The 24,819-nt window shown below is 54.2% G+C and carries 15 protein-coding genes; 3 read left to right on the forward strand and 12 right to left on the reverse strand.

What is annotated here, in order from left to right; translation table 11 throughout:
- Positions 1–95 precede the first annotated feature (95 nt).
- Positions 96–1,919 (forward strand): TonB-dependent receptor, encoded by a 1,824-nt coding sequence (locus B2A78_RS20225; RefSeq protein ID WP_168175485.1) that lies wholly within the window; start codon positions 96–98, stop codon positions 1,917–1,919.
- A 7-nt stretch (positions 1,920–1,926) separates the two neighbouring features.
- Here B2A78_RS20225 and B2A78_RS20230 read toward each other — a convergent pair whose 3' ends face one another.
- Entirely contained in the window at positions 1,927–4,968 is a 3,042-nt protein-coding gene (locus tag B2A78_RS20230) for an AAA family ATPase (RefSeq protein WP_168175486.1), read from the reverse strand.
- Positions 4,969–5,819: 851 nt separating this feature from the next.
- Here B2A78_RS20230 and B2A78_RS20240 point away from each other — a divergent pair.
- A complete protein-coding gene (locus B2A78_RS20240; RefSeq protein WP_077731863.1) occupies positions 5,820–6,071 on the forward strand; it encodes a glutaredoxin family protein in 252 nt (83 codons plus the stop codon).
- A gap of 63 nt (positions 6,072–6,134) precedes the next feature.
- Positions 6,135–7,523 carry a class II fumarate hydratase gene (locus tag B2A78_RS20245; RefSeq protein WP_077731864.1) on the forward strand — a complete coding sequence of 463 codons (1,389 nt, stop codon included), beginning with the start codon at positions 6,135–6,137 and terminating at the stop codon, positions 7,521–7,523.
- A 340-nt stretch (positions 7,524–7,863) separates the two neighbouring features.
- Here B2A78_RS20245 and B2A78_RS20250 read toward each other — a convergent pair whose 3' ends face one another.
- The 11 genes from B2A78_RS20250 to B2A78_RS20305 all read right to left on the reverse strand — a co-directional run bounded on the left by B2A78_RS20250 (position 7,864) and on the right by B2A78_RS20305 (position 24,815).
- The gene (locus B2A78_RS20250; protein ID WP_077731865.1) at positions 7,864–9,486 is read right to left on the reverse strand and encodes an MraY family glycosyltransferase; all 1,623 of its coding nucleotides are present in this window, start codon (positions 9,484–9,486) and stop codon (positions 7,864–7,866) included.
- Positions 9,487–9,689: 203 nt separating this feature from the next.
- Complete coding sequence (xrtD, locus tag B2A78_RS20255) at positions 9,690–11,270, reverse strand: VPLPA-CTERM-specific exosortase XrtD (RefSeq protein ID WP_077731866.1); 1,581 nt, start codon at positions 11,268–11,270, stop codon at positions 9,690–9,692.
- Positions 11,271–11,787: 517 nt separating this feature from the next.
- Entirely contained in the window at positions 11,788–12,342 is a 555-nt protein-coding gene (locus B2A78_RS20260) for a YdcF family protein (RefSeq protein WP_168175487.1), read from the reverse strand.
- 114 nt (positions 12,343–12,456) lie between these two features.
- Positions 12,457–13,725, reverse strand: coding sequence for a glycosyltransferase family 4 protein (locus B2A78_RS20265; RefSeq protein ID WP_077731868.1), 1,269 nt, complete (start codon positions 13,723–13,725; stop codon positions 12,457–12,459).
- A 156-nt stretch (positions 13,726–13,881) separates the two neighbouring features.
- Positions 13,882–14,373 (reverse strand): putative colanic acid biosynthesis acetyltransferase, encoded by a 492-nt coding sequence (locus B2A78_RS20270; RefSeq protein ID WP_240502612.1) that lies wholly within the window; start codon positions 14,371–14,373, stop codon positions 13,882–13,884.
- An 89-nt stretch (positions 14,374–14,462) separates the two neighbouring features.
- On the reverse strand, positions 14,463–15,737 hold the full coding sequence (locus tag B2A78_RS20275) for a glycosyltransferase family 4 protein (RefSeq protein WP_077731870.1): 1,275 nt from the start codon (positions 15,735–15,737) through the stop codon (positions 14,463–14,465).
- The gene (locus tag B2A78_RS20280; protein ID WP_168175488.1) at positions 15,734–16,807 is read right to left on the reverse strand and encodes an acyltransferase; all 1,074 of its coding nucleotides are present in this window, start codon (positions 16,805–16,807) and stop codon (positions 15,734–15,736) included. Before B2A78_RS20280 ends, B2A78_RS20275 begins: the two co-directional genes overlap by 4 nt.
- A gap of 1,205 nt (positions 16,808–18,012) precedes the next feature.
- On the reverse strand, positions 18,013–19,512 hold the full coding sequence (gene wzy, locus B2A78_RS20290) for an O-antigen polysaccharide polymerase Wzy (RefSeq protein WP_143735244.1): 1,500 nt from the start codon (positions 19,510–19,512) through the stop codon (positions 18,013–18,015).
- Between the two features lie 145 nt (positions 19,513–19,657).
- On the reverse strand, positions 19,658–22,237 hold the full coding sequence (locus B2A78_RS20295) for a hypothetical protein (RefSeq protein ID WP_143735245.1): 2,580 nt from the start codon (positions 22,235–22,237) through the stop codon (positions 19,658–19,660).
- A 125-nt stretch (positions 22,238–22,362) separates the two neighbouring features.
- Positions 22,363–23,490 (reverse strand): glycosyltransferase, encoded by a 1,128-nt coding sequence (locus tag B2A78_RS20300; protein WP_077731875.1) that lies wholly within the window; start codon positions 23,488–23,490, stop codon positions 22,363–22,365.
- On the reverse strand, positions 23,487–24,815 hold the full coding sequence (locus B2A78_RS20305; RefSeq protein WP_168175489.1) for a lipopolysaccharide biosynthesis protein: 1,329 nt from the start codon (positions 24,813–24,815) through the stop codon (positions 23,487–23,489). The genes B2A78_RS20300 and B2A78_RS20305 overlap by 4 nt, the downstream gene beginning before the upstream one ends.
- Positions 24,816–24,819 lie beyond the last annotated feature (4 nt).

Consider the following 24,819-nt stretch of genomic DNA (forward strand, 5'->3'; position numbering starts at 1 on the left):
CACGATTCATGGTCAAGGTGGGCAAACGGGGTCTGGCCGGTCCGGCCGCGGTCTTACTGATTGCGCAGTGTGCACCGGCTTCATTGCGAGCGGATATGACGGAACTGCCTCCGGTGACCGTGATTCCCACGGACGGTCTGCCCCAAACCGCCGACAATCTCTCACGAGCGCTTACGAACAATGCCACTTTTCGGTCACGGAATGACGTCGAAAGTTCGCAGTACAGCAATATCAACGATTTCCTGCGCGGAACGCCGGGCGTTTTCGTGCTCCGGGGCAGCGAGGGCCGCGCCGTGGGACTGAGGGTACGCGGCGTGACTTACACCCAAGGCATGGTGACATTCGATGGCGTACCGTTACTGACGGCACTGCCGGCACTGAGCTGGCTCGATACCATTCCCGCCGAAGCCTTGGGCGGAGCTACCGTGGTTCTCGGTTCCAACCATGCCTACTACACCAGCCAAGCTTTGGGCGGCAGCATTCAGTTGAGTTCCAAACGGACCACGGAAGATTATGGTTTGGTTCACGCGGAAGGGGGAAGCTTCGGAACCTTCCGCACGACACTGAGCGGCGGCTTGCTGGCCGAGCATGCCGACATTTCCGTCACCGGAAGTCGGGTGAACCAATTCGACGGTGCGTACGACGCCATACCCGACCGGGGCAATCCGGAGCGGGACCGCTTCGGCAGCACCTTAGGGATAGCGCGATACGGCGCGCGGTTCACGCCGGATTTGGCCGTGGACGGCAGCGTCCTCTACAAAGACTCATGGCAGGACGCCGATCTACCGGGGGTGACTCCGGCCGGTCTTCCCACCTTCGTCGACAGTGCGACCACGGATTTTCACGAAAAACTGTGGCTGACCCAAAATACCGCCTCAGCGCATCTGACCGATGACTGGACCAGTCGGTTGCAGCTGGCCTACACCGAGAACGACGTCGCCGCTCGAGCCGGGCGTCTACCGTTCAGTTTCAGCAGCCATTTGATGTTCGCCGATTGGCGCAACAGTCACGCACTTTTAAACGATCAGACGCGCCAGCGATCCTGGCGACTGGTGTGGGGTGGGCAGGTGCGTCACGAGCATGGGGAAAGTGAACATCCCTTGCAATCGTCGCAATTCCACGACGAGCGAAAGACCGTGATCGGATTTGCCGAGCTGCAGGCCGATTTGGGGAAATGGTACCAAGAAGCGGGCGTCCGGGTGGAAAGCCACGACGACTACGGCAAACACACGCTACTGCATTTCGGGTCTCGCTGGGACGTTTCGTCATCCTTGAGCCTCCGGGCCAACGCGGGCACCGCATTCCGCGCCCCCAGCTACGGCGAACTGTATATGCCGCTCTTGGGCAGTCCCATTCTCAAACCGGAGAAAGGCTTGACGGCAGATGCCGGATTCGATTGGGTGCCGATCCGCAATCTATACATCTCCGTAACCGGCTACTACGGTCGCTATAACGACCTGATCACTTCAGAAATCAGCTTGGGACGCTTTGTTCGCCTCGGCAACACGCCGCGGGCCCGCATCGCCGGAGCAGAGGCTTCGTTGGAAGTTCTCTGGTCCGAACAGCTCCGCAGCGGTCTGGACTTCACTTATCAGTACAGCCGCAATCTGGACAACGACCGGCCTTTGCCGGTGCATCCGGAAAAATCCGGCCGCATCTGGACGCAGTGGAACCTGGATGCCTTGCCGCTGAGCCTCCGCGCGAATGCAACATACCAAGGCTCGCAATGGAACGATAGCGCGGCGACTTTGGCCACGGACGACACCGTCCGTGTCGATCTCATAGCCACCTATCGCGTGTTGCCGCAACTCGATCTTTATGTGCGCGGTGACAATATTACCAACAACCGAACCGGCGGCATCTACGCCCGCTACACTCCCGGAACCACGGTATTCGGCGGAATTCACGCGAAGTTTTGATTTGGAATTACTCGCAAATGCCGGTTAACAGCGGATGTCGCAGCAGCGACTGACGCAGGCAATCCGCCTCGTCCATGGATTCGGCCAAGCCTCGAAGTATCGCTGCGCTGCGATGGCGGTAGGTTTCCGCTTCAGGGAGGCGTCCCCTTCGGCTATCCAGCTCCGCAGCGGTTGCGTACACCCGCCATGCCGCGAGTGCGGCCTCGATCGTACCGAGATGGGACAACGCCTGTTCGACTTCCGCCCCAGCCGTATCCAATGCCTTTCGGCCCATGGCCACTTCGGCCAACAGCCGATGTCCCAGCGCCAGATAAGCCGGATCGGGAGGCAAGGCCGAGAGCTCGCAAACCTTGTTGGCCTGCTCTTCGGCTTTTTCCCACTGGCCTTGCGTCAGCCAGTATTCACCCAGGCCCAAATGAAAGAGCGGCCGCAGGTACCAATCCATCAGTCCCTGACACGCATCCAGCAGCTGATCGGCTTTGGCGAAACTCTCGAAGGCTTCGGCGTGTTGCCTCAAACCCAGATGGGCCGCCCCCGACCGGATCAGTCCGAAAAAGGCATTCGAGGAATCCCGCTGGTCGTGCATTTTTTCCATCGCGGCCTGGCACAGACTCCGTGCACCTTCGTAATCCAAAGCCTGCTCGTGTAACCAGCTCATGAGCAGAGTGAAATGGATGATTGCAAAGACATTGCCGTTCCTTTCGGCCATCTCTAATGCTTTGGCGATATGGCGCCGGGCTTCCCCCCACTCTCCGATGTGCAGCATCGACCTTATGCAAAGGGCCTCGCAAACCATGTATTGCAATGCGTCGCCCCGGTTCTGAGCGATCTCCATTGCCTCGCGTGCGAGAGCGATCGCCGACCGATAGTCGGCCCTGGCGTATTCGAAACTGGAATGCAAGGTGAGGCTGGCGTTAAGCAATTCGCGATTCCGCGTTGCGCGGGCCATATCCATGGCCTTTCGACAATCCCGGATGTAGTGCTCGCTCCATCCCTGCAAAGTGTTATGCCATCCAGCCCAGGAGCCTCGAACCAGGATTTCGATCATCTCGTCCTTTAAATCCAGAGCGCGTTCTACCGCCTCGGTCACTAACGCGAGGCAGCGGGGCCGATCCATCCAATAACAAACCCTGCCTTGTTCAATCAAGGCTTTGAGCTCCCAAAGCGGAAGACCCGCGCTGACCGCAAGCTTGCGAATAGCCGAAAAGTCTTCCATGGCGCCATCGGTGTCGTCCATAGAACGCTTTACGACACCGCGTCTGAACAGCAATTCCATGATTAAGGCCTCGCGTTCCGCCTCCGGAAGCGACTCGGACAGGCGTAGCGCGTGGCTGATGTAGTCTATCGCTTCTCGGTTGGCATAGCGGCTCACGGCGTTCTCCGACGCCAGACGCAGATACATGATTGCCTTAGACAGCTGTTTGCCTTGCTCGAAATGATTGGCCAATTCCGCCGCGATCGTTTTGGATTTCTCGCCGTATCCATTTTCCAAGCATTCTCCGGTGGACCGGTGCAACTGCATCCGGCGCCCGGGCGCAAGGCGGCGATAAAGGATTTCGCGATAGAGGGAATGCCGAAAACCATAGCGTCCGGCCATTATCCCGTCCGCCCACTCGTCGGCACCGCATGACTTCAACATCTGGCCGCGCCGGCGGAGTTCATCGCAACACAGTTCGATCGTCGCCAAATCTTCGCCGGATACGGCTGCCAGCAGTGCCGCAGACCATTCGACGCCGAATACGCTCGCCATTTCGAGCAAGCGCCGCTCGGAAGCGCTCAGGCGATCGATTTGCGCGTCTATCATTTCCAAGAGATTATCGGGTATCGCCAGCTTCGAGCCCGTATCGTAGGAACTCGATGTAAGGCGCCCCAAATCGACCAGATGTTCGACCAGATTTACCATGAAAAAGGGATGGCCCTCGGTCCATCGGTAAATGGACGACGATAAAGTCTCATGCCCCCCCTCTTCGGGATAGCGCGATACCAAATATTCCTTGATTTCGTCCTCGCCCAGACCGCACAAGGCCAGCTCGGCGCATAAACCGCGCGCCTGCAATTCGTGCCTGATCCGCTTGATCGGGTGTTGCGTCAAACTTACGTCGACCGGTCGGTATGTCGCGATGACGAATAACTGAGCCGGTGAACTTCGACGCCCTAATAGAGAGATAAGATCGACCGTCGCATAATCGCCCCAATGCAAATCGTCGATCACCAGGACCAAGGGAAATTCGGAGCTGATGCTCTCGAAAAACTCCGCCGCCTCTCTGAGCATTCGGGCATTCGTTGCGCCCAGGACCTGCTGGCTGAGCTTGTCCTTATCCGCGGGCGTCAAGACCGAGTTCATTTGCATCAGCCAGGTCGGTGCATGTCGGTGCAGCCGGTCGACCAATTGCTGCGCGCCAGCTCCGCGGCATTCGTTCTCCAAAGCCTCGATCAAAGGCATAAACGCCTCTCCCGCACCGCACTGTTCGACGCATCGGGCGCGTAGCAGCCCCAGATTCGTGCCGTTGGCGCGAGCCAGAAACATATCGATTAGGGTGGTCTTGCCTATCCCGGCCTCGCCGGTGAAGAAGACTATCTGACGCTCACCACGCCTTACCCGTTCGAAGCGTGCTTCCAGCCATTCCAACTCGCTCCGCCGCCCTACCCAATACATCGAATTCACATCATGGGCTGCGCGATTGGCCGCTATTGGCGACAGTGCCGGCGCACGAACTTCCCGGCTGTCTGCCTGCATTACCTCGGCAATGAAGCGATAGCCGTGTTTCGCCACCGTTTCGATGTAAGTGGGTGACTTCGGATCATCCGCCAGAGCTTTGCGCAATTCGTTGACGCATCCTTTAAGAACCGACTCGCTGACAAAGCGGCGATGCCAGACCGCATCGAGCAAAGCGTCCTTGGTTAACAGCCGGCCGGGATTCATAAGCAAGTAGTGCAAAAGCGCAAAGGCTTTCGGCGGCAAGCCCACCACCTCCGACCCTCGCCACAAGACGGCGTTTCCGGCGTCTAGCCGAAAAGGGCCGAATAGCAAACTCTTACCGATCTCCATACCTACAGGCTCCGGCATTCGTGGTTAGCATTGCAGTTGGCGGAACAAACCATATTTGACCAAAAACTGACCGTTTTCTGACGACTTTCGAACCTTTACAAATCAAAATCCAACCCTCATCAGCAAATTGGCACGCCGGGTGGTGCGGATTAAAGACGTTATCATCGTAGCGTCTCTCCCTTCAGGATTTCGATGGAGCTTGCCGCGCAGAGCGCTTCCTCGATAAGGCAAACCGGGCGAATTGCCAGTCTGCAAGTAAATTCATTTCGCCGTCTGTGACAAATTACCTCGTTGACAATCAACAGATTCGGCCGGCGGTCATTTCGGTAATTCAGAACGCGGAGAATGCCCAACCGTCTGGCGATTTTCCGTGCGAACAACGCACGCGGCACGCGCCCGCTGCTCGCTAAACGGAGGGCTAAGCATAGCGGTTCCGGCGACCGTTTGGCGACCGGGATCGATTACCCCGCATCGTTTCCAAGCTGGAAACGATGGAACAGGCGCGCTGTCGACGAATACCTGCCATAAGCGCCCACACTTCGGACGTCGTGATGAAACCACGCCCGACATTATCCGATGCGACATGAAACGGGCGTTTTCTCTTTTGTCCTCGCCAGAAAAACGACATCGCCGCTGCTTGAGTACCTCTATCCGTAAGGCCCCCCACTTGTGGAGCGGTCGAACAATCTTCGTTCGGCATGTTTCCCCTCTAATCTGATAAGCTTAGCCGCTCGCGAGCGATGTCCCCGTGACATCCGTCACTGCCCCTATCACCGAGGCCAGATTGCCGCGCTCCGGAACCGGACGACGATGCGCAAACTTCCGGCCGTATCCAGCGAGGACGAGCAAGATTGATTCGACTAATACTTTACGGCACACACGGTTGTCATTTGTGCGAAGACGCGGAATTTCTGCTGTCTAAAGCGATTCAAGCGAAAGGCGCCGAGATTCCCGTCGAGATAGTAGATATCGCCGAGAAACTCGAGTTGGAACACCGCTATGGCGTACGGATTCCGGTCGTGCGCGATTCCGCATCGGGTGCCGAACTCGGCTGGCCCTTCGACGAAGAACGGTTAGGCGAGTTTCTCCATAGCCTGTCCTAGTCCGGCTTATCAAACATCATGCGGCCTAACTAATCCGTTAACACTTAACCGATTTTCAATGTCATGAACCAAAACGCTTTCCGCATCGAAAAAGACAGCATGGGCCAATTGCAGGTGCCGGCCGATGCCCTTTATGCCGCCCAAACTCAGCGCGCGGTGGAAAATTTCCCGATCAGCGGACTCAAGATGCCGCCGGCCTTTATCGCGGCCGTAGCCTTGATCAAGCAGTGCGCCGCCCGCGTAAATAGAGACTTGGGCGTTTTGGACTGCGGCTTTGCCGAGGCCATCGAGCGGGCAACGCAGGACATAATCGACGGACGTTACGGCAACCAGTTTCCGGTCGACGTATTCCAAACCGGTTCCGGCACCAGCACCAACATGAACGTCAACGAAGTCATCGCCACGCTTGCCTCCCGTGCCTGCGGACAAAGCGTGAGCGCCAACGACCACGTCAACATGGGGCAAAGCAGCAATGACGTCATTCCGACGGCGATCCACGTCAGCGCTGCGCTCGCCGTCAACGCACAGCTCATCCCCGCACTGGAGCATTTGCAGACCACGATCGTCTACAAGGCGCAATCGATCGAGCACGTGGTCAAGACCGGACGCACCCATCTCATGGACGCCATGCCCGTCACCCTGAGCCAGGAACTCTCCGGCTGGGCGTTGCAAATCCAAAACGGCGTTGAGCGTCTGCGCGCCTCATTACCGCGTATCTACAAACTCGCCCAGGGCGGCACGGCCGTAGGTACGGGCATCAACGCCCATCCGGAGTTCGCGGCGAAAATGGCGGAGGCGCTTTCCGACGCCACGGGCCTGCCGTTCGCGCCCAATGCCTCGTTTTTCGAAAGCCTGAGTTGCCAGGACGCGGCCGTGGAATTGTCGGGCCAACTGAAGACCGTGGCGGTCAGCCTCATGAAAATCGCCAATGATCTCCGCTGGATGAATTCCGGCCCCCTGGCGGGTCTAGGTGAAATCGAACTGCCGGCGCTACAGCCCGGCAGTTCCATCATGCCGGGCAAAGTCAATCCGGTGATTCCGGAGGCTGTTTGCATGGTCGCCGCACAAGTCATCGGCAACGATGCCACGATTACTGTCGCCGGCCAGTCCGGATCGTTCCAGCTCAACGTCATGCTGCCGGTCGTCGCATACAATCTGCTGCAAAGCATCGACCTGCTGGCGAACGTCTCGCGTCAATTGGCGGATAAGGCCATCGCCGATTTCGTCGTTCGTGAAGACAATTTAAAGAAAGCGTTGGCACTCAATCCCATTCTGGTTACCGCGCTGAATCCCGTCATCGGCTATCTCAAAGCGGCGGAAATCGCCAAAGCGGCCTACAAGCAGCAACGGCCGATCATCGACGTGGCCGCCGAAATGACCGGGATTCCGCGCGAGGAATTGTCCGAGCTTCTGGATCCCGCGAAGCTGACGGAAGGAGGCATTCAGGGCTGAAGGGATTCGTCGGCAAGGGATTGCCGACCTACGTCGAACCGCCGGGTCGTAGGTCGGGAATCCATTCCCGACAAGGAATCAATTTTTTGTAGGGTGGGTTAGGCCGCGAGGCCGTAACCCACCGAGCGACCGCGAATCGGTGGGTTACGCTGCGCTAACCCACCATCGATGGGTTTCGCTTCGCTCTACCCATCCTACGATGAATGTCCATTCGAATGCCGAACGGAATAAGCCGTTGACTGTGCGAATAAATTCGCACCTACCACGGCGCCCCCCCCCGTTTTTGGGATGAAACGCTCCGCTGATCTCGGGCCGCGTTCGAGTGTACGGAGAACCCGGCTCAAAGAACCATCCAGCGAGCCAGCGCGATCAGAGCCAGCATCCCACCGCTCCGCACCGCCCAGACGGTTCCGCTCCCGCGGCGCAGGACGTATTCGACGCCGTACAGCAGGATCGCCGATTGGACGGCGATCTTGGCGTAGTTGACTTGACTAAAAACCGGTAAGTTCGCCGCGACCAACAGCACGAACATCACCAGGAAGTCCGACGGCGTCAGGGTGAAGTAGCGCCCCGAAAACCGCACGCCCACGCCCACGATGACGGCCAGCAAGGCGATAGCGTAATTGAACCAGCGCTCCGCCTCCGAGTACTCGAAACCGGCGGTCTGGGCGAGATAAACCACCAGGATCACGCTCGAGTAAACGGCCACGCGCTCGATGAAGCCCGCACCGGGAAGACGAGCCCCTACCCAAACCAGCCAGGTCACCAGAATTCCCGCGGCAAACACCGCAATCTCGTCCAGATCCTCCTCCTTCGTTGTGACGGCGGTTGCAACCAGGAACAACGGCACGGCGAGACGGACGGATTGAAAAGCCGTTTTGTCCAGCCAGGCTTTCTCCAGAATCAAATTCAATTTTCGGGTGAGAAACGACGCCTGGCCACGGTCGACTCCGTGTAGGCGCCAACGGAACGCCTGTGCGAGCGGGAAGAATGCTCCGACCACGGCGAACAGGGCCAGATAGATCGCCAGAACCAATAGGTCGGACTCGTAACGGAGAAAATACGCGAGAAGAATGCAGGACGCCTGGACCACGTACGTCGTCAGCACTGCCTCATAATGGTCGAAACCCAGAGACAGGAGCTTATGGTGAAAATGGTTCCGGTCCGGCTTGAACGGCGACACGCCGCGAAGTATCCGATGCCCCATGACCAGCAAAGTGTCGATGATCGGCAATCCCAAGATCAGCAGCGGCAAAGAACCGCTCAGCGCCGTATTGACCTTTTGCGTAAGCAACACGGCAAGAACGCCCGCCGAGAAGCCCAGAAACTGGCTGCCCGTATCGCCCATGAACACGATGGCCGGGTGGGTGTTGTAGCGCAGAAATCCCAAGATGGCGCCCAGGATGGCAACAGCAGTCGCTATTGTTTGATAGCCGTCGGCCAAATCGGCTAGAAACGCAATGCAAGCCAGACTCAGAATGCTGAGTCCCGCCGCCAGTCCGTCCAAACCGTCGGCCAGATTCATCGCATTCGTCACGCCGAGCAAAAAGAATACCGTCAGCGGGTAAGCGACGGCATCGGGCAGCGTTCCGCAGTCCCAAAAACACAAGCGGCGGATCACGATGTCGCCGAAAACGACCACCACCAGCACCGCCACGAACTGACCGAAAAACTTGATCTTGTAGTTCAGGTCGTAGCGATCGTCGAGTAAGCCGAACACGCTTAGAATGCCGACGCCGAGCAGGCAGATCCGGAATCCGGAATCGAGATCGAACTCCAGGAGCAGCGCCACGATGGTCGCAATGACCATGCCGATCCCGCCCACCCGTGGAATCGCCGAAACATGGACCTTCCGCGCATCGGGAACATCCACCAGGCCGAGCGGCGCAGAAAATCGGATCAGTGCGGCCACCAACACCATGGCCAGAAACAGGGTGGTCAAGAACAGCACAAAAAGCTGCATAGAAAATCCTTATCCGTACCTGCCAATACCGCTAAATTAAGCTCCATACCGTCGTTCCGGCAGGGAATGCCGGAACCCAGAAGCCAGGGATAGCATCAGCCTGGATCACATCCCCGTGCTCTGGATACCGGCACTCCCTGCCGGTATGACAGCTTGACTTAACGGCTTTGGCGTACAACTTCGGCAAAATTAAGCGCATGCGTCTAATCCGCGATATAACGATTCAATTGCGGCTTCAAGACACGCAGGAACTCGTTGAGCCGCGCCTCGCCCGTCGCGAGCTCCTCTCCGCGGGGAAGATAGGTCGTGAGCCGCACTAGGGCGCCGTCGGTACGATTAAGCGTCAGCGCATCCCAGAACAGATACCACTTCACGGCATATTCGTTGGTCAGATTGCGCCCGCGCTGCTGAAACCAGTAGTAAACGAGCTGGCGATCCTCGCCTTTCTGAATGACCAGGCGGTTGATCCTAAGCGGATCGCCTTCCTCGCCGGGAAGATCGGCATTCACGGTCTCCAGCGATTTGATTTCCCAACCGCCGCCCGGAATGCAGGAGCGGGGCGAATGTATCGACTCGCCCTTGCGCTGGGAGGCGTAATAGGCGGAATAAAAATTGACCGGCATGACCCCGTCGCGGACATAGTTAGCCAGAATGTAGTCATCGAATTTGAGCGCATCGATGTATTGCTGCTCCATCGTCTCGCGCCGCCCCGTCCAATCGGCCAGTTGCATGGGGAAATCGACGAACTCGGCACGAGGAGGAACGAATTCTTCCCGATGCTGCAGGAGTTGAGCACCCCCCAATGCCACGACCGAAAGCCCCAGCACCGGCCAGTATTGGCGCGGCAAGGTGCGCTCCCGAAACAACGCATCCTTCGGCGACGGTTCCGGAAACGCCAAACCAAACACTTCCAGCAACGGCCGCGGCTCCCGCCCGATCCTGGCCAGCAGCCACATTTCCCCCACCAGTAGGCCGGTGCAGGCCATGAAGATTGCCCAGCCCTCGAAATCGTGCAGGAATCCTTCCGCCATCGATTTTCCCCAGTACTCGACCATTACCCCGATGATGCCGATGCGAAAGCTGTTCATCAGAATCGTGATCGGAATGCTGGAGAGAAAAATTACGGCCCGTTTCCACAATGCCACCTTGAAGAAATAGGCGCACATGAACGAGAGGCTCATCAGGGGAAAGAGATAACGCAGCCCGTTGCAGGCTTCCACCACCTGAAGCTTGTACGAGCCGAGGTCGATGATATTGCCTTCGAGATAAACGCTGATATCGCAGGCCCGAATGAAAGAGACGCCGAGTGCCGAGGAAAGAAGCTGAAGTTTGCCCGACAGGCCCTGGTAGAGAAAATTGGGCAAGGGAATCGAAAAAAACAAAAAGAACAGCGGTATCCAAATCTGCTTGAATATCTTGAACCCGGTCACCGCGAGAACCAGGCCGAACAAGACGACCAGGAAGGCATACTGGACGATGATGTAGAGCGTCGCCAATTCGCCCAGAAAATAAAGTCCCAACCCCAAGCCGACGACACCTACACCGGCCCAGGAGCCTTCGAACGGCAACCGGGCCAGTTCGTTTTTTTTCTGCCAGATCAGGAAAGCGGTGATGAACGGAATCAGAAGACCGTGGCTGTATTCCTCGCTTGTCGTCCAGTATCCGAAGACGAATTTGAGGCCGTCAAAAAATGTAAATACCGATATCCCTATCAAAAGGCTGAACCACCCCCAAAACTTGAGTCCGATATCCCACAATTCAGTTTTCGAATCTGTTGCAACCATTATGTCCGGCCTTTCTCTATTTCTATTCTTAGTGCCTGCCCCAAATAAGGCGATATCATCCGCTTAACTCCATTCGGCATTCGAGCGAACATTCATCGTAGGATGGGTAGAGCGAAGCGAAACCCATCCTACAAAATGAATTCCTGACTGAAAGCAATTTGGAATAAGTCCTACCCCGTTATTCCAATCGCAAACAGCCCATTCCGCTGGCGCCCAAACTCCCGTTTGGGCGTCCTACCCGAGAAGCTCTAGCTTCCAGAAACCGCACGCGAATCGAGAAGCCGGAGCTTCCCAAACTGGGTTCCCAAACGGGAGTTTGGGAACCAGCACAACCAGCGCAAGGCGCAAACATCGCTTTAGTCGCGGGACCTTCCCTACGTGGCATGGCAGCTTACCTTAACGGCACTGGTCCAGTAGGCCGTTCGCCCTGAGCAAAGTCGAAGGGCCTGTCCTGAGCAAAGTCGAAGGGTTTCTAGGGTCAACTGGAATAGCCTCCTATTACCCAAGATATCTAAACTCAAACATACTTAACGCGGTAATAAAAAAGCTTTATGAATTCTTTAAGTACAAAGGAAGCCGAGATTTTGTTTTCCCACCACAGACTTGGATTCCACCAACGCGGCCGGCTCGCGATCAAACGATAATCGATATTCGAGACACCCAATACCCGCTCGCAAACCCATCCGAGCCGCCGGAAATGTGGCGGATCGGAAACGATAAGGACGCTGCTCCAGCCGTTTTTCTTAACCAAATCCCTTATAACGTGCGCTTCTTCCCATGTGCTTTTGGCGGAACTGTCCAGCAGAATTGTTTCACTCGACACTCCCAACGACCGGAGATAGCTATATCTCGGATCGTTCGACGGTTCCCCATTCCGATCGTGCGCTTTCTGTACTCCGGTTAAAAGAACATGCTCAGCCCACCCGTCGCGCATCAAAGATCCGCCCGTCGCCACTCGCGTTTCCCACCCGCCGCCCAGAATCACGACCAAGTCGGCCTGCCGAGGATTATTGGACTCGATAGCCAAAAAATCGCCCGCACGGCTGCCAAGCAGCAATGCAATGGCAAACACCGAAATCACTGCGCACCATGCGACACGCCACGCAACGAAAGATGCCGACACACGAGTGACAACCGACACCGACTCAAGATACCGCCCCGTCCTCAAATTCATCGCCCGAAAGAATTAGAAAGTCCTTGAATAGCTCGAATCCGAGCTCTCGGCTGCTTTCTCCGACCCGAAGGAATCCAGCAGGTCCTTCCAGGCCGCGACGGCCCGCGGACGACTGAATCGCCGCTCGAACTCGGTCCGTGCTCTCAGCCCCATTTGCCGGCAAGCATCCGGATCGGACTTCAAGGCCTCTATATACCGAACCAGTCCTTCCGGATCTCCAGCGGAAACGGCGTACCCGCAGTTCACCGCATTCAAGACTCTCGGGATTTCGCCGTCCGGGTCGCCCACGAACAGCGTCGGCCGACCGGCCGCCGCGATACCGTAGAACTTGCTGGGGACGATCAACCCTTCGAGACCCGGTTTGAGACAAACGAGATGCGCATCCGGAACGCTCAAGCTGAGTCCGAGCTTTTCTTTTGGTTGGTACGGCCGAAACAACACGTTCGTTAAGGCGTGCGCTTCGATCCATTGCTCCAGCGCAACACGCTGCGCGCCGCTGCCGATAAACAGGAACATCATCCTCTCATCCCGGTCCCGGAGGATCTCCGCCGCTCGAAGAATGGTAAAGAACTCGTGAGCCCGCCCGAGATTCCCGGAATAACCCACGACGAATTTGTTTTCGAGACCCCATTCCCGGCGCAATTCGTTGTCTTCCGGCGCCAAGGGCTTGATATGGTCGCCGTCCGCCCAATTCGGGATCACCCGAACACTCTCCGCATCGACCCTCTGTTCCGAGAGCTTTTGCGCCATCAACTCGCCCAATACCACGTTGCAGGCCGCTCTACGCAAAGACCAGTTCCGTAGGCTCCGGGCCAAAGGCATGGCCGGACCGATCGCTTTCATATCGAGTTCCGTCGCCACCTCGGGGAACAGATCCTGAATCCAGTTCACCAAAGCAGCGCCCCGAAGGACCGCGACCAGCCCACAGATCACCGATATCAGCGGCGGATCGGTCTTGGCGACAATCACATCGCCCTTGGCCGTCAACCGCAACAACACCAAAAATGCGGACAGATAAAAACTCGCATAATCCAAAGCCCGGCCGAGCAATCCGGCCCGACCGAACCGCGTGGTCCAAATCCGGAAGATGCGAACGCCGCGTATATCCTCCGCCTTGGTCAGTTCGGCAGTAGGCCGGTCGTAAAGCTGGCGGCTGGTGACGACGTTCACTGGATAACCCTCGCACGCCAGGTCGAACGCTAGATCGCTCAGCATTTGGCTGGTCGCCGAATGGTCCGGGTAAAAGTACCGGTTGACGAAAATGATCTTATGGTTAGCCATTCCGAATTCCTAATCACACGTTTTCCATTAGGTGAAGACACTCCATGTTCGGCAATGCGGTTCTTCGATGTTGAACACGAAAAACCGCTCGCGCGCATTGCCGTCGCAAAATTCGCCTGCGGCGGCGAAACGTCATCGCCCAATGAGGGTAAAACGTCATTCCTGCATCACTCGATCTTTGATTTTCCGAGCCGGGGTCCCCGCCACCACTGTCCACGGCTCAACGTCCTTCAACACCGTAGACCTGACTCCGACGATCGCGCCTTCGCCAATGACGACGCCCGGTCCCACGAAAGCGTCCGCCGTTACCCAAGCCCCTGCCCCGACCGATATGGGCGCTGTTATCAGAGGTAGGTCGGCGCGCGTGTAATCGTGGCTGGCACTGCACAAATAGCTGTATTGGCTGACCGTGGCGTGAGCGCCGAGGTGAATCTTGTCCACGCAATAGCAATCCACGTGATCCCCCAAGCAGCTGTGGTCTTCCATCTCCAGGTTCCACGGCGCCCAAATTTTCGAGGAGGGATACACATAAACCCCTTTGCCGATACGAGCTCCGAATAGTCTCAACAACATCCGCCGCCAGCCGTGGAATGTCCTCGGACTGGGGCGGTACAACAACAGCCACAGCCACCCCCATATCGCTCGCAAGACGCGGTTTCCCAATGGATGCGGGCTGCCAGAACGGTGGGAAAGCTTCGCGAATCTGGACATAGGCTGTGACTGAATAAAGAGCTGTATCAGGAGTAATTCTCGATGGTCGCACCGTCATCCAAGACCGCCCGAACTGCGTCGAGAAAACCTTTAACGCTATGCTGGACACCCATCTCCTCCGCGATGCGCAGAGATCGCTCTTCCATGCGACGCCTGAGGTTGGAATCAGCGATAACGGTGCTGATTGCATTCGCCAGGGATTGAACGTTCCCGCTGGGATAGACAATGGCATTTTCATTTGGCCGTGCGGCGTCGCTTTTTCCGACACAACCGATCTGGTCGCTTACGATCAGCGGCAATCCCACACAAATGGCCTCGCGGGCCGAAAGACCATAAGGTTCGCGATCCGAGGGAAAAACCAATACATCGGACATCGCATAGATTGAGGGCAGCAGGTCTACGTTGATGAACCCACCGAATATCGCCGGCAGATTTTCACGACTAGCATAGGTTTCCAACTCGGAGCGTAACGCCCCGTCTCCCGCAAAGAAAGCCACAACCTCTCTGCTTTCTGATGGTTGCCCACGCAAAAGCAGCAAGGCATCCAACAAATCCCTAGGCCGTTTCCAAGGTACAAGCTTTGCCACGAGCAATAACACTAAGGCGTCCCGCGCTATTCCATATTTGTCTCGCAAGAATTCCCGAATCTCGAATCTCCGATTCCATGCCTTTGAAAACGAACCTTCATCCACCGTAAACGGACAGCGGTGAAACTTTTCCGATGAAACGCCATAATGCCGGTAATAAGCCTCATTGTTATCACCGGTAGAGAGCACTCTGTCGAATTGACTCATCAGAAGAGTAATAGCTGGACGTTTTATCAAGCTCTTGATTCTCCCCCGTTGAAACAATAAAGAGCTATCCGACCATAGTAAAACAGGTATCCGCTTCCATCGGCACCAAACTAAAGCGCGCAACAAGGTCAACTGAGCATATCCGTGAAGCTGTACCACCTGAGGCTTAAATGCCGCTAGCGCCTGAGTAATGCTAGGATTATTCACCGCCCACAATCCGGTCTCCCTAATACCGTTGGCTTCAGGCAAAAACTCGTGAGCATAACCCTCAAGCAAATCGGTATTCCAGCGGATTTCCACACCCATCTGCCGATCAAAATAGCTCTTTGCACCGATATTTGACGCGAAGAACACCTTGAGCTCAAATTCGGGCACGGCAGCGAGTGCTCGGTATAAATGAACATGGTGCTGGATGGGATGAGAAACGACTATCGCAACACGAATTTTATTCTTCGTTGTGTTTCCCGGTTCGAATGACGTTTTATTAACTACTTCAGCGACTGTCATTCTTTTGATCTCGACAACACAAAAACAGCTCTTTTACCAAAAACCCACGATCCGTGATTTAGATACGGCCTCTCGAAAAAAAACCAAAATGCAGCCGCCACTATTACATGTACTACAATTTGGCTGCCAATCAAAACGAAATACGGAGTTTCCGCAGGTAGTATTCGGTCGGTAAATGCTAAAACAATGTTAAGGTTGAACTGGTGAACGAGATAAAGGCTGTATGAAATCAGACCAATGCTTCCAAGAATAAAGCTCGCACGGGAACTCCTATACCAGTTTTCAAACCGGTGTAATGCAATCAACAGTAGTCCAAACCCTGAGGCGAACATCAGATCGTCATACCGAGTTGCCTCCCAATCTCGTTCAGACCCGAGAGTAACCATCATCGCAACAATCCAACCCATGGCAAGAAACAGATCGATGCTCCATCGCATGGGGTTGCCTTTCAGTCGGGATAACCTGTAGTACACAAGACACCCAACTCCAAACATGGCGAAATATTCCAAAAATAAGCCGTACGATAAGTGATCTATAAATAGATTGAATACAACACTTAATGCGACGCATATCCAGACAAGCCTAAACATGTCTCTCGCTCCATTCTTCCTCTGCACATATGTAGCTATAAAAAGAGGAAGACCCATTAGCAAATAAAATTGCTCTTCATAACAAAGAGACCAATGAGCAGTTACAAAAAGACTGGGATTATCAATTGGATTTGTAGCCGGAGAAAAAACTAATGTCAACCACTGCGTGAGTGTAGCCGATTGGATAAAGTCGATTACCGGTCTGTTTAGATCGTTAATACCCGTCGTAACTAGTTTTATAATTCGAGTGCTGATATAAAATAGCAACGAAGCCAAATATGGCGGATAAATACGATTGATCCGCCGTCTCATGTAACTCCCAAAAGACATTCCGTTACGCAGCGCCGCCTCGGCACTCGCGGTAATGCAATAGCCACTAATCACAAAGAAGCACATGACGGCAGGGCCGCCTACCGGCACATGTGATACATGATGAAACACTACAGCAAGCGCAGCCACTCCCCGCCACCCATCTAGCATCGCATACCGCTCATGTACTCTATTCGCCATCTATAAACCTTAAAAGCAACAACTAGGACGGACTAACTTCACGACATGCATTAACTACGCAGGACTACCAAGGCAACGCGATTACAAAAGCGACTCGTTAATCGCTCCACAGCCAAAAATATGTTTGCTAGCGCCAAAGTAAATATAATGGAGATTGCTATAATAACGAAAATAAAAGAGTTTGTTAGAGTATGGTTAGCATATGACCATACTATCAAATACGAGGTTACCGATATTATTACAGCAAATTGGCATAGATAGACTGGAAACGAAATCGCCCCTAGAGCCCTCGAAATTCTCGATACAAAAATGCTTTGCAAAAAGTTATTACAATAAATAACGTAGAGCACGATAGCTCCCATAATAGTATTGAACCATAAATGTCCTCCACTTATTCGATTCGAAAGTCCGCCCAAAACCAATATCCCCATAACAATGACAGCAGCGCCGACCGGATTGGCAACGAATCGTTTCGAGCGAAAAAAATGGCCAATACTCCTTAAATAACATAGTAATACGCCGCACATAAATGATGCATAATGCAGATCGAAAACATAGAACATTCCAATCATGGCACAAAGAACGACAATAGGATGCCTTAACTGTTCATACATCTGGAGATACAAAAAAACAACCAATGATCCAACCAACTCGATCGACATCGTCCACAAAAATGGATTATATGAATTCGCAATAGAATGCTTTGTGAATACCCAGACATAAGAGTAATATAGCATCCTTAATGGATCAGCCTTAAATGGCAACATTCTCCCCAACCAATCCTCTCGGTTTACAATATATGCCGCTTTCGCCGAGTAATTAAGATTCATTTCCATTAATAGATAAACCGTGAAACAGGAGAAAAAAATGGGGATAGCGAGTCGAAAATAACGTTTTACGATTTGTCGGCCAATTACACTTCTCTGGCGCGAACTAAAAAATGACGCGGAGAGAGCATCCCCAGATAGTATAAAAAATATCGTGACTGCTAACGGGGCATTAAAAATCATTTCACATACACCCTGTTTAAAAGCAGGATATATCGTACCAAACGTTTCCGAGAATAGATGAAATAACAGGACTATGAATGCCGCCCACCCCCTAATCCCATCTATTACTTCAAACCTCGTGCTTGATGCATTCAACGTTTCCTTCCCGTGATTCATACCATTTTCTCATACACCTGATTGCGTTACCCGGCGACTCCTCATAATAAAATGAAGAACCAGAATTAATACTGTCGACCGAAGGAAAAGTGCATATTGCTGAGCTATCCCCGTTTCAGACTTTATGACTAGAAGATAAGCTGCGCTTGCGAGTATCAAGACACGCGTGACAGTTAAAGTATTCTGTAAACTACTGATAACACCAATCACACCAAGGCTAGCTCCAATCAGAAACATGCCTAGCATCACACCCAACCACGAATAGTTCCAATACAATTCGCCAAGGAATGATGTCGATATATAGGTATCTGGATTTAAAGAGAGATGCAGTTCCCTGTTGAATAACTGCCCCACCGGTATGTGCGGCTTATCCGGCATAATCAACCTTGGTATAAAAACGAGTGGCAACTCCACCAACGTATGCCCGTCCTGATATGGCACATCTTTCCCGACCCGAGAAACTATCAACTCCACTATAGATTTAAAGTCAACACGACCAACCGTAGCTCGTATACCCGATATAACGTCGTTGGTTTTTTGATTGGCTGTTAACGCCTTATTAAACAGGCTGGAGAAATCGCCAATACCTTGAGCAGCAGATAAATGCCGTTCTCCAAGTGTTGCCCTATAGGCATACGATAGAGGGACGTAGAAAATAACGAGTGAAATTCCGATGATTGCCCAACGTTGGGGAATCTTACCGTCGTGAAGCCACTTGGTTGTGATGAATATCAATATAAAAAAAAATCCAATCTCCTTGGAGTTGAGCATCAAGCCCATCGGAACCTTCATTGCAGCGATGCTCAATATCAGAACCAGCAGAATTCTACTTTTGGAAACTAAATAAGCATGTGACAACAATACTGCTCCCGGCAGCTCTAACATACGCGCCAATACTAGCAAACTATCCTTGGTCGCACCTTGACTTACGTATTTTTCCCATCGTCCCGATGTCAACAATATGTCCCATGTCGACCAAAGGGATAGCCCGACGCAAATTAAACCAAACCACACCAATTCGCGTAACCGCCAATCCGTTATTAACCATTTATCGGCACGTCTACGAAAAACTGCTACGCCAACGACGTAGCCGATAAGCCAGAAACTAAGCCCAGCCAAAATGGCAAGTTCGGCGTCTGTCAGCATCGAAGCCGATGGTGCTTTCCATCGACCAGGTAAGTCGATCAGGTATGACAGAAAATCGCTCGCACCAAAGAATAAAAAGAAGACGGGACCCGCCATGACTGAGATCATGAGCGGGCCTTTCTTTTGGTCTATAAAAAACATGGGGAACGAAAGCAACGCGAAAAGCAATACAAGGTAAGGTGCGGGGTCGTGTCCTGTAGGTGTGTTGGCGAAATCGATAATGAAAAGAATCAGAAGAAATAAGACATTCGTTCCACCATAAAACATTAAACGCGACAAAAACCCGCGTCTTTTTTCTGGGACAACTCCTTTTGAAGCATGATTGCCACGGAGGTACGAGTGTGGACCTACTGCAATAGTCATTATTGGATTAGCAAAAAATCGGAGATTTAGTTATTGTCAATAGACCCGAAATCAAGCGCTCACGATATTGAAAGACAGGCCTCAGCATGTCATTCCTCTATCTAATAAAAACTTCGATGACAGAGAACCCATCCTCTTTCAATCGTCACTCGCATACTCCGGATGACACAGATGATGCGGTAATTTTTTGGGTATTACTGCCTTTGTCCTTCACACGCAACTGGCTTGCAACGTTGGTGCATGTATTGGAGTACAGCGAGGTATTCCAAACCGTTGCTGCATTTGTGAGCAAACCAACACGGCCGAGTTGTCCACCGACACAAGTTTTTATCGGTGCGGCCCCAACTACGTCCTTGATGACGTTGTGGTGAACTAGCGTGTTGTTAATGACCTTCCATTTGTTGGGTGTCGGACCATCCCACCAACTCGGTACCATGGATATCGCCCCACCGGCAAAGCCGTCCGCCTGAATCACGGTATTTCTCGCGATGGAAATCCCATACGCAGCTATTGGCGGCGTGGAAGCAGGTGTCGGCGAAGCCCCGTACGATGCCATGATTCCCGACCAGCTACAGTCCGAGTTCCAGTTGTATTCGTGATCGATGGTGTTGCCCCGGACTTCGAGGAAATATTGGAAAAAGGTCGATGCCTTACACTCCGGGCAGACGGAATCGACGGCACTATAGAAGGGATGCAAGGTAATACCGGAGGTGTCGTATTGGTGATTGCCTTCGATGACCGAGTCGGCGGCCTGAGCCCACATTCCGATCACGCCGCCGCCCTCTGGATCAGTCGGTTTACTTTTGCGATTGCTCTTGAGGCAAAGCGGTGAGCGATGGTCTACCCGATTGTCCACGGTGTAAACCTGCCAGAATTCCCGACCTACGGTTAACCGACTTCCCGCTTTAGGGACTACGTCCCAAGCCGGCGAGACAGTTAGCGTCACTCCCGCAGCATCGGTTTGATAGGAAACGATGCGGCGCACCTGCCCAAGGCCCCGTCCCTGAGCAATCTGTACCCAGTGTTCGTCGTAATAGCTTGAGGATGTCGGTTTCCCATTTTGCTGCTTGACCAGAGGACCGGGTACTCTGACGGTATCGGACGTCGCCGCCAGCACCTTCTGTGCCTTGGAAAAAGCAAAGGTGTTATGGTTGTTGTCGAATGCTATCGCTTCGCCGTCGCCGGTCTTATCGGCCGTACAGGTTGCCGTGTTCTGAGACACCAGTACATTCTCCTGGTTATTGCGCAGGTGCCAAAAGAAGGCGGCGCGCCAGCCTTTCGGATCGGTCGCCGGGTTGTATAAAAACTTGGTCGAGGCTCCATCCGCCGTATTGCCGCTGAAATCGAGCCGCCTGGATGCACCGATCTGGCTGGCAATGGTTCCCTGCCTGATCGAAACGTCCATATAGCTGCCGGGTTTGAACGTATTGAACGCGACGACAGAATCGTCCATGTGGAATTTTTCGTTCACATTGTTCGAGTCTCCATCTATGAATAACGCGGTATCGTAAGCACCGAACTCGTTGTAGGTGACGAAAAGGCGCTCGACCGACAGCCCGCCATTAACCACAGCGCGAAACGGTTTATCGAAAACATTTCTCGTAATCACGACGTCCTTGACTGCTTTCGGCTCCTTTTCATCATTTGCCGTGTACCAGATTTTGCCCAACTGCAAGATGGAAGCCCGGCGAGCGGTCGACTTGTATTTCCGGGCATCCTTGAAGGTAATGCCCTGTACCGTATTGCGCCCCAGCAGGGTAAAAGTTGGAGACGGTCCCTGATGGTTGTCGTCCCATCCGGCACCACGAATCACGGTCGTTGCAGCGGCGCCTTCGCCGACTAGGTTCACACCCTCGGGGACAACAATGCCCGCCCTATATTGCGTAGCCGAACTATCGCTGAGGTTCCACACGCCTTTGCCAAACAGCACGGTGCCGCCGAGAGGCCCTTCTGCGGCATCCTTTATGGCATCGTAGACACAACGGGTGTCGTCTTTTCCATCGTTGGGAAAACATCCGTAGCGGTAAACCGGAAACTCGACCATTTCTTCCGGATCGGGCCGTACTGACAGCTTCTGCTTATCCAATCGAACCCAACTCACGCCGTCACGGCTGACCTCGACCGTGTAAACACCTGCCGGCAGGACGGCAGGCAAATCGACTCTAGCCACGTAGTGCTCGATCGCAGTGTCGGGATTGCCGTCGTCGGAAGCAGAAAGCGTGTAAGCCGGTTTCGACGGATCGACATTGACGAGTCTTACCTGCGTCAGTTTGCCGGGAACAGGCTGTAAATTCCGACCGACGACCTTCAGATAACGGGGCAGCGACGCCACCGAGTCGGTTTCATAGACGTACGCCGGACTGATCCAGAGTGGCCGGGCGTCGTTGATCAATACACCGTTGCTCCATTGCTGATCTCTACCCCGCACCCACAAGGCATAGGACCGGCCATTCTCTACGACCTTCGGCAGCTTGATGGTCAACGAGTCGGGAACATTGCCGTTGCTGATTACTGGCGCAATACCCGTGTTAGACGTCGAATTCGTCGGTACCGAGGATGGAGGGCGGAGTTCCCGAGTCGTATCGTCAACGGCCTCATACACCACGATATCGTCCGGAGCGAAGCCATAGCCGGGCAGAAGCAGAAGATCATCCGGTTCGGCCCGCACCGGACTTTGGTAGGCCGGCTGACTGTATAGCGTTGCGGAAATTGTCAGCTCAGGCATCGCCGCAAACAGCAACCCGACAAGAGCCGGAGCCCATGAACCAAATAGAGGCCGCGAAGGAGACGAACCGCCACGTTCAGTCGGTGCTTCTGAGGAAGATATGTTTCTCTTGCCCATTTCGCGCCTCAGGAAATTACGAAATCAGGTTTTGGCTCATCGGCGAGCAGCCATCCATAAACAGCGTCCATCATTCCGGCGATCTTCAGCCACCCAAAGTCCTCCTCGATCCACTGCCGTCCCTCGCTGCCCATTGAATGGAGTTCCTCGTCCGTAAGCCGCATGGCCGAGGCCAGCACTTGTTTCAACGCCTCCAGATCCGGCTGTATGCACCATCCGCAGCCGCGCTTGTCCAGTTCAGTCCAGGGAGTTTCCACAGTGGTAATGACCGGTGTCCCTTGCGCTAAGGCTTCGGCAATGGCGATCCCGAAGTTCTCGGAGAAGGTCGGCAATACGAATAGTCGGGCCGATGCTAAAAGTTGCTTTTTGTCCTGTCCCAAGACTTCGCCCAAAAATCGCAAGCGAGGTGCGCCACTTTCCCGCGCCAGCTGCACCATACTGTGGCCGTAGGACGAATCGATTTTCCCGGCGATAAGCAATTCCCATTCGGGATACTGATCCGCGATCGCGCACCAAGCCGGGATCAACAGGTGCAAGCCCTTTTTCTCATGAATGCGGCTGAGAAAAACGAGGCGTTTCCCCTCTTTGGGGATATCCGACACATCCGGAATATCAACGCCGTTGGGAATGATCGCCACCGGTTGCCGAAATCCCAGCCTTCTGACATCGTCCAGTTCTAACGGCGCAGTGACGTGAAAACAGTCGACCCGCATAAGCGCTGGCCTTTGCAAGCTATACCAAAAGGGCCTTTTCACGGCGGCTTTGTATGCCCAACTCCAGGGACTGAACATGCCGCGTGGACTCCAAACCAGCTTGACCGGAGGCCGTGCTCCGAGAAAGAGCGGAAACAGATTGGCGATACGCCAGACTCCGTGACCGTGCAGAATTCCCGGTTGGCGAATCATTTCCTCCTTGAAATACCGAACGGCCGCCCTTGGCGCCATCCCGACGCGGCACGCGGGACCGTCGAAGGTGCGTAGCAGCGCCTGATGCGGCCATTCTTTTGGATCTTTTCCGAGAGCCGCGACCGTAACATCGTGCCCTCGAAGTTGCAGATGATGCGCAAGCGCGCCAACCGAATAAGTCGGCCCGGCCGAAGGGTTATCGACGCTTTGCAAAACTTGGTGGATTTTCATTTCGAGACAGTCATCAAACGCCGATCATCTTGACCATCATTGCGAGTTTGTAGACTTTGGACGCCTTGCTCCGAACTGCTTGCACCCGCCACGATCATGTTCATGACCATCTGAAGGCCGAAGTAAATCGGCACGGCGATGGCGGCGCCCGGCATGCCCCAGAGGACGATGCCGTAATATGCAATCAGCAGTCCGGAGACGGCTGCGATGCTTCGAACAGCCAAAATACGTCCGGTAAAACCGTATGCGTAACAAACTTTCTCGAAAACGTTCGAAATGACGAGCAAGCTGTAACCGCCTGCAATCCAGGGTATGAGATTCGCACCTACCCAGTATTCCCGCGCCAGGAAAATTTCCACAATAAAATCCTTAAGAAGGAACGATAAAACGAAACCCGCCCCCGAGATGAGAATGATCAGGACGAGCCATCTCCTCAATATCTTGTGGGCATGATCATGATTGCCGGCAGCGACACTCTGGTAATAAACGGGACGAACTGATAAATCGAAGGTACCGGCCATCATCAAAAAAGGCCGGCTCAATAATCCATAGGTGGCGGCATAGACGCCCGCCTTATCCACGCCGAGCAATGCAGCCAGGATGTAGCGATCTCCGACGCCGCTCACCGAATCCATGATGGCCAACGGAGCCAGCGGCAGAGAATACCGTGCGACGGCATGGCGCAGCGTCGGACATACCGCCAATTTCGTTTTGCCGGTACTGATCCTGCCTTCCGGCTGCACCAGCAGGTAAATCAGAATCAGCGTCAAGCTCGTTGCTATCGCATAGCCGGCGAAAACCGATTCGACGCTCGATTCCCACAACAAGATCGCCGCGATAGCCAACAAAGGCCTGCCCCAAGCCTCGAAAATGGTTATCAGGGAATAGGCCCGTTGGCGCCGAGCTGCGTTCAGCAATACCGTTTCGAGGTTTCGAAACCCCTCCAAAACAAACAGTAACGCCATCAACACCACCACGCCGAGTGAACTCACCTTAAAATGATTGATGATCGGCCAACTCAACGCCAAAGTGGCTAGCACAATGAGGATTCGTCGCCACAGCATGCTCACCAAAGTTTTCCGAAAAAGAGCGAGCCTGGATTCGGCATACTCCGGATAGAGCCGAAGCGAAGCCTGCATAATCGGGTTTATCAGCGTGCCTTGCACGACCGTGAAAGCACCCAGCAGCAGCGTGATCGAGCCATAAGTTTCCGGTGGGGCAAATTCGGTCAAGGCCCGTACTCCCGCCAAAGCGCCCAAGGCCGACATCACCTGGGCCAGGGCCGCCCAACCGCCTTCCCTGATCAATCGGCTTCTCGATTCCATGCTT

It is taken from the genome of Methylocaldum sp. 14B, from assembly GCF_002005105.1.
Classification (GTDB): domain Bacteria; phylum Pseudomonadota; class Gammaproteobacteria; order Methylococcales; family Methylococcaceae; genus Methylocaldum.